Below are 11,018 nucleotides of genomic sequence, written 5' to 3' on the forward strand. Positions count from 1 at the left end.
TTCGGTGGGGGAGGAAGCGGGGGCGTGTGCACGGCCGGTGGCCGACGAAGCTCCCCGGGATCGGTTTCCAGGTGCGCGGCGCTATTGCCTTCCGGCCCCCGTCTGAACACCGGGGGGACCGTGCGGGCGCCGAGGCGGCCGCACGACTCGCCTTGGAACATACGGGGCGGGCGATCGCAGAAGAGCATGTGCCGGACGAGTTGGAGATCGCCCGGCAGCGGCTTACCCAGGAGACGCAGGCATGGCGCGAGGCCAAGGACGGCTCGAAGGTCCACTGGCGGGCACGGCTCACGCTGACGTTGAGCCAGAAGGACGAGACCAGGTCCCAGGAGCACCTGGACGCCCTCCGCGACGCCCGACTGACGGCGGAACGGGAGCAGGTGCGGCAGGACTGGATCCGGAACGTGGTGCTCGCCGCACCGGACACCGCACGCGTCTGGTGGTTACTCAGCCACACCGACAGTTCTCCGGAGCCTGAGTGGAAGGAGTTCCGGGAGCACATTCTGCCGCTCGTCGGCGGTGCAGACGACGTGCAGTCCAAGGCGGAGCGCTTCGCGCACGGGGTTGCCCACCTGTGGGACAAGCTCGGGGACGACCCCGGCAGGCACGCTCGCTTCACCGCCACCGTGCACGACGTTCTCGACCGGATGGGGTGGACGGACACCGAGACTTGGTGGGACCCGTCCGGGCCGGCCGCGCACACCGGGGCCGGTGTCGCCGCTGGAGCCGGTTCCGAGGCGCGGCCACGGGGCGGCAGGCCGGGGGCGGCGACATGAGACCGTCCGTGTGGCGCTGGGCCCTGGCCCCGGTGACAAGCCTCCTGGCGCTGCGGATCCGGGCCGAGGAACCGACCCGCATGTCCTTCGACGAGGCATGGCAGTACGCCCGGTTGATGCTGCACCCCGACGAGATGGTCTATCGGCGGCGGAGACTGCGGTGTCCGCCTCGCAGTGACAACTCCGATTAGAGCCTCTCTTGCGGATCATGGTGTGGTCCCGGGTTGTTCTGTGCGACGCTCCTGATCATGGCTGACGCGTACGGCAACAAGCGGTACATCTTCCTGGACCCTGACGGCACCGGGTCGGATCAGGGCTGGATGTTCGTCATCGTGGCCGCACCAACCGGCGTGATCTACCAGAACCAGGGCGGAGGGTTCGGGTGCATCCAGTATCAGCAGGAGGGTTACCTGATCCCCCTGCTCGGGCGGGACCTGGACGATGACTTGAAGGAGATCTTCGTTGGACAACTGCAAGGACAGGGATCAAGGCGCCTCGACTGGCCCGCCGACCTGCTCGACCGGCTGAGGGCCGCAGTCGGCTTCTACGTCTACGGCTCTGCGAACCGCGAAGACCTGTTCCCTATGCCGCTGGTGCTTGATGAGTCCCGCCTGTCGGAGGTCGATGAGGCGTGGGTGCCGGTGGTGACGCCCGACGGTCCCGGGGTCCTCGTCTGGGAGAACTCCGACTAGGAACGGCCTCTTGGATCAGCGTGCGGACCAGATGGAGATGCCCGCGATGTGGAACCCCGCCTGGAATACGGTGGCGGTCGTCTCGTAGCGGGTAGCCAGGCCGTGCCAGTTCTTCAGGGTTGATGCACCGTTCGACGGTGTTGCGCTGCTTGTATGCCTCCCGGTTGAAGGCAGTCGGCCGACTGCCACTTCGGCCTCTGTGTTTGCTGTTGGCGATCTGGTCGGCGGGCTGCGGGATCACCGTCCGGCTGCTGCGTTTGTGCAGGTGCTCGCGGATGGCCCGCGACGAGTAGGCCCGGTCTGCCAGGACCACGTGGGGCCAGGTGCGCGGCCTGCCGACCTGTCTGGGCACGCGCAGGGCGGCCATGACGTACTCAAACGCGGGTGCATCGCTGGCCTGGCCGGGTGCGAGCACGAAGCACAGCGGGCGGCAATGGCCGTCCGCCGCGAGGCGGACCTTCGTGGTCAGGCCACCGCGGGAACGCCCGATCGCGTAATGACTGGGCTCGCTGGCCGGGGCCACTTTTGACGGGCCCCGGCCGCGTTCTGGTACGCACGCACAACGGTGGAGTCGACCGCGAAGACCCAGTCCAGGTCGCCCTCGGCGTCGGCCAGCGCGAGCAGAGCAGTGAAGACCCGCTCCCAGGTTCCGTCGATCGCCCAGTTCCGCAGCCAGGTATATACGCCTTCCCACGAGCCGTACCTCTCGGGCCGGTGCACCCACTGGGTCTGGAACTTCCACGCGATCGCATCGATCACCTGCCGGTGATCACGTCACCGCCCTTGTACTTCGGCGTCCGGTCGGTGGACTCCAGCGTCGTGCGCGCACACCAGCACGAGGGCTGGCTCCCGCACCGACCCGCCGCTGGCCCTAACTGTCCCAAGGAAGTCGAGACAATGGAACACGAGTTTGCGGGGCAGGTGCCTTATTAACCGGGTCGGCGATGCATTCGGCCGCGGCCGGGGTTATGTCGTCTGTTGATGTTCACTCGGTCGGGTTAACTGCGTTGCCTTTCGGTGTGTCTGAGGCGCCAGCGGATATCCCAGTCGCGGGAGAGCGGGCGCGGGTCTGCGGGAGGTGTCGGCAATGACAGCGAACGTCACAGCGCCTCCGCTGCTCGGCGCGGACGCTGCGGCGGTCTGTGACGGCTCCTTGGTGGGTTGGGCCGATGCGTTCGGTCAGCTTCGGCTCGAGGCGGGCCGCTGGGATCGGTGCGGGGTGCGGTTCGCGTTCTACGGCCGGGTGTCTTCCGAGGAGCATCAGGACCCGATCACCTCCCGGGGGTGGCAGTTGCTGCGGGCGCAGGCCCTGACGAGTGGTCACGGCCGGATCGTGGCGCAGTTCTTCGACATCGGCCATAGCCGTACCCTGCCGTGGGCGCGGCGACCGGAGGCCGCCGCGCTGCTCGCGGCGATGGCCGATCCGGATCGGGAGTTCGACGCGATCGTGATCGGCTCCAGCGAACGGGCTTTTCATGGGAACCAGTTCACCGTGATGGCGCCGCTGTTCGAGCACTACGGCGTCACGGTGTGGATACCGGAGCTGGGCGGGGCGGTAGACCCGAAGGTCGCCGGGCACGAGGAGCTGATGGTTCTGCTGGGCATCCTGGCGAAGCGGGAGGTGGCCCGCACCCGCATACGCGTGCGAGCCGCCATGACCGTCCAGGCGCGAGATCAGGGCCGCTACCTCGGGGGCCGGCCGCCGTACGGCTACCAGCTCGTCGATGCCGGCCCGCACCCGAACCGGGCGCTGGCCCGCCGGGGTGTGCGCGTCCAACGGCTCGGCTCGGACCCGGAGTGTGGGCCCATCGTCAGCTGGATCTTCGCCCAGCGCTTGGCGGGCCACAGTATTGCCCGCATCACGCGGGCCCTCAACGACACCGCGATTCCCTGCCCGTCGGCCACGGACCCGCAGCGCAATCCGCACCGGACCGCCCAGCAGTGGACGCTGACCACGGTGCGCGCGATCCTGGCGAACGCCCGCTACACCGGCCGCCAAGTGTGGAACCGCCAGCGCACCGACCACGACCTGATCGACCCCGCGAACACCACCCTTGGCACCCGCGACGTGATGCGCTGGAACACCCCCGACGACTGGATCATCTCCACCAGCATCGCCAACCCCGCCCTGGTGAGCGAGGTGGACTTCATCGCCGTCCAGGGCATCCGCGCCCGCCGCGACACCGCGCCGGACCGCGAGTACGTACTCACCGGATTGCTGCGCTGCGGCCCGTGCGGGCGCCTGATGGACTCCTGCTGGTCCCACGGGCGCGCCGCCTACCGATGCCGCCACGGCCACTCCAGCGCCACCGCCCCTGCAAGCGAACGACCGCGCAACGCCTACCTGCGGGAGGACCACGTCCTGGCGCACCTGCCGGCCCTGTGGCTGCGAGTCACGACTGCCCGTGCCGAGGGACCAGGGAAGGGAACCGGTCGTCACGGCGCTGGAGGCCGTCGGGCATCTGCGGGCAAGCGGGATCACCCTCGCCTACGATCCGGCGGACAGGACACTGGCCGCCAGCACCCCGTCGCGAGAGAGGATCGCCTTCGGCTGACCGTCACCGCGCCGACCACCCACCGTCGAGGCGGGCGGGAAACGGCGAACGCCCGTTCCTTGCCGAAGGCCAGGAACGGGCGCCGATGACTGCTGCCCGGAAAACGAGCACGGTGTACAAAAATCGTGTCCGAGGGGGGACTTGAACCCCCACGCCCGATAAAGGGCACTAGCACCTCAAGCTAGCGCGTCTGCCATTCCGCCACCCGGACCAGGTGTTGTGTCTGCTCGGCTGGCTGCCGCGCTGACATGCATAACTGTAGCAAAGATCGGCTCGGGCTCCCAAAAACGAGGGGGTGGAGGGGTGGCTGGGCGATGGACGGGAGGGTTGCGGCGGGTTCTGGGAGGTTTTCCTTGGGGTGGGGTGGCGTCTGGGGGAGGATGGCGGGACCGTGCCCGTAGGTTCCCGGCGAGGTCGGGGGCGGTCCGGACGGGAGTGCCCGGGCCGGGGCAGACGACGAGGAGTGACCGTGAGCGAGTCGAAGGCGGGACGGGCGGGCGGGCCGCAGGTGACGGGGGAGTCGGAGGTCGCGGACATCTGCCGGGACCTGATCCGGATCGACACCAGCAACTACGGGGACGGCTCGGGGCCGGGGGAGCGGGCCGCGGCGGAGTACGTGGCGGAGCAGCTGGCCGAGTTCGGGCTGGAGCCGAAGATCATCGAGTCGGCCAAGGGGCGGGCCTCGACCGTGGTGCGGATCGAGGGCGAGGACCGGTCGCGGCCGGGGCTGCTGATCCACGGGCACACCGACGTGGTGCCGGCCAACGCCGATGACTGGACGTACCACCCGTTCTCCGGCGAGATCGCGGACGGTTGCGTCTGGGGGCGCGGCGCGGTGGACATGAAGGACATGGACGCCATGACGCTCGCCGTGGTGCGCGACCGGCTGCGCACCGGGCGCAAGCCCCCGCGGGACCTGGTGCTCGCCTTCGTGGCGGACGAGGAGGCGGGCGGGACGTACGGCGCGCGGTACCTGGTGGACAAGCACCCGGAGCTGTTCGAGGGCGTGACGGAGGGGATCGGCGAGGTCGGCGGGTTCTCGTTCACCGTGAACGACCAGGTGCGCCTGTACCTGGTCGAGACGGCCGAGAAGGGCATGCACTGGATGCGGCTCACGGTCGAGGGCCGGGCCGGGCACGGGTCGATGGAGAACAACGACAACGCGATCACCGAGCTGTGCGAGGCGGTGGCCCGGCTGGGGCGGCACACCTTCCCGCTGCGGATCACCAAGACCGTGCGGGCCTTCCTGGACGAGCTGTCCGACGCGCTGGGCGTGCGGCTCGACCCGGAGAACATGGACGAGACGCTGAAGGTGCTTGGCGGCATCGCCAAGATGATCGGCACCACGCTGCGCAACACCGCGCAGCCGACCATGCTCGGCGCCGGTTACAAGGTGAACGTGATCCCGGGGCAGGCGACGGCGCACGTGGACGGAAGGTTCCTGCCCGGCTACGAGGAGGAGTTCCTCGCCGAGCTGGACAGCGTGCTGGGGCCGCGGGTGAAGCGGGAGAGCCTGCACAGCGACAAGGCGATCGAGACCAGCTTCGATGGGGCGCTGGTGGAGGCGATGCAGACCGCGCTGCGGGCGGAGGACCCGATCGCGCGGGCCGTGCCGTACTGCCTGTCGGGCGGCACGGACGCGAAGTCGTTCCAGGACCTCGGGATCCGCTGCTTCGGGTTCGCGCCGCTGCAGCTGCCGCCGGATCTCGACTTCGCCGGGATGTTCCACGGTGTCGACGAGCGCGTGCCGGTGGACGGGCTGAAGTTCGGGGTGCGGGTGCTGGACCGGTTCCTCGACGCCTGCTGACGGGGCTGGAGCGCAGGTCGGAGATTGTCTGAGGGGATGATGATCGGCCGGGCCCGTGGGCCACAGGCGAACCGTTTCCCCGTACTCCCGCCCGGTCGATCAGCTGAGCGAGACATCACCGTTGCGAGTGAATGGTGGAAGGACTCCGTTCCCCGTTCGGCGGTACCTCGTTCACTCCTATGACGGTCCGCTTAATGGGCCGTTCGGATGATCAGGAGGAACATCATGAGGGTCAAGAAGATTGCCGCTGTCGCGGTTGCCGCCGGTGGTCTGATGCTGGCCGGCGCGGGTGCCGCCGCCGCCCACGGTGGCGCGCAGGCGGAGGGTGCGGCCGTCGGTTCGCCCGGCGTGCTGTCCGGCAACAACGTGCAGGTGCCGGTGTACATCCCGATCAACCTCTGCGGCAACACGATCAGCGTGATCGGCCTGCTGAACCCGGCCTTCGGCAACAACTGCCAGAACTTCTGACGGTCGTCCGGACGGGCGGACCAGGGTCCGCCGCACCGGCCCGCTGAATGGTGAGAGGGGCACCCGATGGGGTGCCCCTCTTTCGGTTTTCCGTGCTTTTGCCGCCCAATCCACCTGATCGGGTGAGGTGCCGCCGGGTGGGCCAACCTTTCGGGGGCTCGCTCGTTCTCCAGTGGGCGGGAAAAGATCTCGTCGGAAATTCCGACCATCACATGTCAGGGGTACCTATGCGACAGGTTGCCAAAAAGGGGATCCTCACGGCGGTGGCCACCGGCAGCGTGCTGGCGTCCACCGCGGGTTATGCCTACGCGAGCGCCGACGCCGACGGCGCCGCGGCCGGCTCGCCGGGGGTCGGGTCGGGCAACTCGGTCCAGGTGCCGGTGAACGCGCCGGTCAACGTGTGCGGCAACACCGTCGACGTGGTCGGGCTGCTGAACCCGGCCTACGGCAACCAGTGCGCGAACAACGACGCGCACGGCGGCCACTCGGGCGCCGGCGCCGGCGGTTCGCAGAACGGCGGCACCCACAACGGAGGCACGCAGAGCGGCGGCGGCACGCAGAACGGGCCGGGCGCGCCCGGGACGCCGGGTCACGGCCACTGGCCGGGGACGCCGGGCATGCCGGGCGGCCCGGGGTCCACCGGTTCGACCGGTTCGACCGGCGGGCCGGTCGACCAGGGGAACCAGGGGCACCCCGGAGGCCCCACGGTGCCCGGTGGGCCGGCGCACACCGGCGGCCCGAGCACGCCGGGTACGCCCGGCTCGCACGTGCCCGGCGCGGGCAGCTCGGCCTCGGGCGCCACGCACGGCTCGCCGGGGGTCGGGTCGGGCAACTCCGACCAGGTGCCGGTGCACATCCCGCTCAACCTCTGCGGCAACTCGGTGGACGTGGTGGGCTTGCTGAACCCGGTGATGGGCAACGACTGCGCCAGCGCCCCGGGCACGCCGGCGGCGCCGAGCACGCCGAGCACGCCGATCACGCCCGTCGTGCCGGTCTCCGCGCCGACCCCGTCCCCGGCACCGCCCGCCGCGGTGCTGCCGGCCACCGGCGTCCGGACCGCGACCCCGCCCGCCCCGCAGGTCGCCGCCCCGGTGGCCCCGCAGGCAGCGGGCCGGCTGGCCTCCACGGGCGTCGAGGGCCTGGGGGTGATCGCCCCGGCCGGTCTGGCGCTGCTGGTCGGCGGCGGGGTGCTCTACCGCCGCTCGCGGTCCGCCGCCTGACCGGTCCGCCGCCCGACCTGGTCGGGTGCTCGGCCTGGCTCGGGTCGTGCCGCGGCCCGACAGTGGCCCGGGTTCGCCCCGGGACGGCTGCGGGCCGCGGTCCGGCCGGTCGACCCGGCCGGCCGTTACCAGCTGCTGCGGACCTGCCGGATGATCCGGCGCCGCAGCAGCACGGTCCGGCTGCCGTCGGGGAAGAGTCGTAGCCTGTCCAGCTCCCAGTGCCCGTACTCGGCGTGCTCGGTGAGCAGCTGCCGCGCCGCGTTGCGGGTCGTGCCGCGCGGCATGCGCAGCGACTGGTACTCGTACTCGGGCTGCCGGACCAGCTTCGGTGGGGTCAAGATTCGCCTCCTCAGCGACGTCTGCGGGCAAGCCTACGACCTGCCCCCGACAGTGGCGCCGGTCCGGAGCGGACCCCGGACCGGGTGCGCGTGCGCACCTGTGCCTGCCCGGCCGACCGGTCGTCGGCGCCGTGCCGAGCCGGCGGCCGGACCCGGTCCGACTCCTCGGAGGAGCCGGCTGATGCGTGATCAGTTCCCGGGACGGGCAAGCGCCTGACGCTCTTCTACCCGCCGCGCCCGGCCGGGATGCGGGGGCGCGCCGGGCGGGCCGGGGAGTGCGCGGGGCAGTGAGTGGAGTGTGCGGGGCGGGCACAGAAGCGCATGGTTCGGACATCCTGGGTCAAGTTGCCCGGATTTCGGAAGCTCAGAGTGGAACCCCTGTGCACCCCGGGCCCCGGTACGGATAGCGTCTGCCTCATGTCTGATGCCGCGCAGCTCACCCGGACCGAGGTACGCGAAGCCGCCGAGGCGGTGAAGGCCGCCATCGATCGCCATTTGGAAGCGGTGTCCAGCAGTACCACCGCCGACGACGACCCGGCGGTTTTCGCCGCCTACGAGGAGTTGGCCGCGGCGGCCATCACCTACGACCAGCTGCTCTACGAGGTCTACGACGAGGTGACCCCGTTCGAGGTCCCCGGCGACGGCGGCCCCGGCAGCTACCGCGGGCCCGCCGAGCCCGAGGCGATCAGCGTGCTGATCCGCCGCGACTACCGGATCGCCGATCCGCGCCGTCTGCGCGCCCAGGCCGAGCGGCTGGACAGCTCGCTGGCCCCGCGCGACGAGGGCGGCACCGGCGAGGGCGTGACGGCCGCGGTGGGCGTGGTCTTCGGCGAGTACGAGCCGGACGAGATCGCCGCCCGGGCCGAGGAGTTCGGCCTGGAGGAGGGTGACGCGACGCTCTGGGTGACGGCCACGGACCCGGCCGAGCCGGGGGAGTGGCTCTCGGAGCCGTTCGACAGCCCGGACCCGCACCTGCTGCTCTGCCGGTTCGACGTCAGCGAGGTCTACGACGACGAGCCGGAGGACTGACGGCGGCACACTCGGCCGGACAGCCCACGGGCGCCGGGTTCCGAACGGAACCCGGCGCCCGTGGGCTTCGGCCGGCCGGGCCCTAGTAGGCCTGCTCGGTGTGCTCGGCCAGGATGGCGCGCAGGCGGGTGGTGCGCGGTGCGGCGGGGCGCTCGGCGACGGCCTGGGCCAGTGCGGGGCCGGCCGCGTGCACGACGGACAGGTGGCGCTCGGCGCGCCCGAAGGCGGTGTAGACCCACTGGCGGGTCAGGCCGGCGGCGGCGTCCTCGGGCAGCACCACGACCGCGGCGGGCCAGCGGCGCCCGACGGCCTGGTGGACGGTCAACGCCCACCCGTGGCGCAGCCGGTCGACCTGTGCCGGTGCGACGACCAGCTCGGCCGCCGCGACGGGGCCCGTCACGGAGGCGTCCGCACGGCCGGCGCCGGTGTCGCCGGTGGTCGCGTCGTCGGTGGTGGTGGCCAGGGCGATCCGCAGGCCGGCGGCGTCCCCGCCCAGCACGGTGCCGGGGTGGTTGACGCCCGGCTGCGGCGAGTAGACCACCCGGTCGCCGGGATCGAAGCCGCCGAACCGCCCGGGGCCGGGGTTCAGCCGGGCCTTGGCGGCCGCGTTGAGCGCGCGGGTGCCGGCGGCGCCGCCGTGGCCGGGGGTCAGCAGGACCGTCTCCTCGACGGGGATGCCCAGGGCGCGCGGGATCGAGTCGGTGAGCAACTGGACGGCCCGGTGGACGGCCTCGGCGGCGTCGCGCGCGGTGAGGATGACCACCTCCTTCTCCGGCGCCTCGACCTGCTGCAGCTCGCCGATGCCGATCCCGGAGACCAGCTCGCCGATCGGACCGAGGTCGGGGGTGCGGGAGGCCACCACGGGGCAGGGCTTGGCGGCCAGCAGGTCGGCGAAGAGCCGGCCGGGGCCGGCCGACCAGAGCTGGCCGGGGTCGCCGCTGAGCACCAGGCGGGTGCCGTCGGCCAGCGCCTCGACCAGGGTGGCCGCGAGCTCGAGGTCGAGCAGCGGGGCGTCCTGGACGATCAGCAGGTCGAGCGCGAGCGAGCCGTCCTCGGCGCGGGCCGGTCGCGAGCCTCCGGCAGCGGTGGACGGCGGGCCGAGCAGCTCGGCCAGGGTGAGCGAACCACCCGCGGAGCCGGAATCGGAACCGGAGTCGGAACCGGAATCGGAACCGGAGTCGGAACCGGCCACCGGGCCGGACGCGGCCGCGCACGCGGCCAGTGCGTCCCGGCCGTGCTCGGTCCAGGCGGTGGCCCAGGCCCGCAGACCCAGGCCGTGCGCCGCGGTGAGCAGTCCGGCCAGCTCGGTGCGCACCGCGGCGTCGGCGGTGTGCAGGACGAGCGGGTTGGCGGCGACCGCCCGGATCAGCGCGGCGGTGGAGGACGACGCCGCGGTGGCCGCGGCGGCCTCCCAGGCCCCGGCGGTCGGTGCCGGGCGCGGGAGGGGCGCCTCCTCCGGGTCGGTCGCCCCCTCCGGGGCGGTCACCGCCTCCGGATCGGCTTCCACCGGCTCGCCCGCGGCCGGGGGCTCGAAGGTGGCCATGATCCGGACCAGACCGTCCGCCGCGCTGTCCTCCGCGAGCGCGAGGCGCTCCAGGGCCAGCAGCATCCGGACCGGCGGCTCGTCGTCCTCGTCCGCGGTGGCGCCGTGCGCGCCCGGACCGGTCTCCTCCTCCTGGAACGGCATCACCCGGCCGTCCAGCACCGCCTCCTGCAGGGCCTGCTCCGGGTCGGGCAGGCCCAGCTTCTGCAGCCCGGTCCGCAGCTCGCCCGCCTCCAGCGCGGAGTGTCCGCGCAGCGCGGCCTGCTCCAGCAGCCAGACGGCCAGTGCCTGCCCGCGCCGGGTGTCGCCGGGGCCGGCGGCCGGACCGAGCAGGGCGCGGGCGAACCCGTCGGCCTGTTCGGGGCGCACCCCGGGCAGGGCGAGCAGCGACCACGGGTCCTCGCGCAGCGCCTGCACCGCGCCCTCACCGAACGCGGCCACCGCGTCGGCGGCGAGCGTCTGGACGGCGCCGGCGGGCGCGCCTCCCGCCGTCAGCGCTTCGGCGGCGGCCCGTACGGCGGCGGCCCGCGCCTCGTCCGGTGAGCCGGCGACGGCCCCGGCCCCCGCGGCCGCGGCCGCGCCGCCCGGCC

General features: G+C 72.3%; 11 protein-coding genes and 1 tRNA gene. 7 read left to right on the top strand and 5 right to left on the bottom strand.

Translation table 11 applies throughout. From position 1 onward, the window contains the following. Positions 1-26: 26 nt before the first annotated feature. Both ABD323_RS25315 and ABD323_RS25320 read left to right on the top strand, forming a co-directional pair. Positions 27-776, top strand: coding sequence for a hypothetical protein (locus tag ABD323_RS25315; RefSeq protein WP_344444248.1), 750 nt, complete (start codon positions 27-29; stop codon positions 774-776). Positions 777-1,024: 248 nt separating this feature from the next. Then, positions 1,025-1,468: a DUF6210 family protein gene (locus tag ABD323_RS25320; RefSeq protein WP_344444249.1), complete on the top strand. Its 444-nt coding sequence runs from the start codon at positions 1,025-1,027 to the stop codon at positions 1,466-1,468. On the opposite strand, the gene ABD323_RS46090 is transcribed toward ABD323_RS25320, so the two are convergent. Beyond that, the gene (locus tag ABD323_RS46090; protein WP_425556150.1) at positions 1,359-1,991 is read right to left on the bottom strand and encodes a transposase; all 633 of its coding nucleotides are present in this window, start codon (positions 1,989-1,991) and stop codon (positions 1,359-1,361) included. The two genes, ABD323_RS25320 and ABD323_RS46090, sit on opposite strands and share 110 nt — an antisense overlap. After that, the gene (locus ABD323_RS25325) at positions 1,934-2,227 is read right to left on the bottom strand and encodes a hypothetical protein (RefSeq protein ID WP_344444250.1); all 294 of its coding nucleotides are present in this window, start codon (positions 2,225-2,227) and stop codon (positions 1,934-1,936) included. The genes ABD323_RS46090 and ABD323_RS25325 overlap by 58 nt, the downstream gene beginning before the upstream one ends. Positions 2,228-2,555: 328 nt before the next feature. On the opposite strand from ABD323_RS25325, the gene ABD323_RS25330 reads away from it, so the two are divergent. Then, entirely contained in the window at positions 2,556-4,112 is a 1,557-nt protein-coding gene (locus ABD323_RS25330; protein WP_344444251.1) for a recombinase family protein, read from the top strand. A 37-nt stretch (positions 4,113-4,149) separates the two neighbouring features. Here the strand turns inward: ABD323_RS25330 and ABD323_RS25335 are convergent. Then, positions 4,150-4,234 (bottom strand) — tRNA-Leu (locus tag ABD323_RS25335). A 258-nt stretch (positions 4,235-4,492) separates the two neighbouring features. Between ABD323_RS25335 and ABD323_RS25340 the strand changes: the two genes are divergently transcribed. The 3 genes from ABD323_RS25340 (at position 4,493) to ABD323_RS25350 (ending at position 7,518) form a co-directional block, all read left to right on the top strand. Next, entirely contained in the window at positions 4,493-5,830 is a 1,338-nt protein-coding gene (locus tag ABD323_RS25340) for a M20/M25/M40 family metallo-hydrolase (protein WP_344444252.1), read from the top strand. A 225-nt stretch (positions 5,831-6,055) separates the two neighbouring features. Then, entirely contained in the window at positions 6,056-6,298 is a 243-nt protein-coding gene (locus ABD323_RS25345; RefSeq protein WP_344444253.1) for a chaplin, read from the top strand. A 263-nt stretch (positions 6,299-6,561) separates the two neighbouring features. After that, positions 6,562-7,518, top strand: a complete 957-nt coding sequence (locus ABD323_RS25350) for a chaplin (RefSeq protein ID WP_344444254.1) — start codon at positions 6,562-6,564, stop codon at positions 7,516-7,518. A gap of 125 nt (positions 7,519-7,643) precedes the next feature. Here ABD323_RS25350 and ABD323_RS25355 read toward each other — a convergent pair whose 3' ends face one another. After that, complete coding sequence (locus ABD323_RS25355; protein WP_221521849.1) at positions 7,644-7,841, bottom strand: DUF5703 family protein; 198 nt, start codon at positions 7,839-7,841, stop codon at positions 7,644-7,646. Between the two features lie 432 nt (positions 7,842-8,273). On the opposite strand from ABD323_RS25355, the gene ABD323_RS25360 reads away from it, so the two are divergent. Beyond that, positions 8,274-8,885: a hypothetical protein gene (locus ABD323_RS25360; RefSeq protein WP_344444255.1), complete on the top strand. Its 612-nt coding sequence runs from the start codon at positions 8,274-8,276 to the stop codon at positions 8,883-8,885. An 82-nt stretch (positions 8,886-8,967) separates the two neighbouring features. Here the strand turns inward: ABD323_RS25360 and ABD323_RS25365 are convergent. Then, positions 8,968-11,018: ATP-binding domain-containing protein (locus ABD323_RS25365; protein ID WP_344444256.1), on the bottom strand; the 2,051-nt coding region annotated here is incomplete at its 5' end.

Source organism: Kitasatospora nipponensis (assembly GCF_039528135.1).
GTDB classification, from domain to species: domain Bacteria; phylum Actinomycetota; class Actinomycetes; order Streptomycetales; family Streptomycetaceae; genus Kitasatospora; species Kitasatospora nipponensis.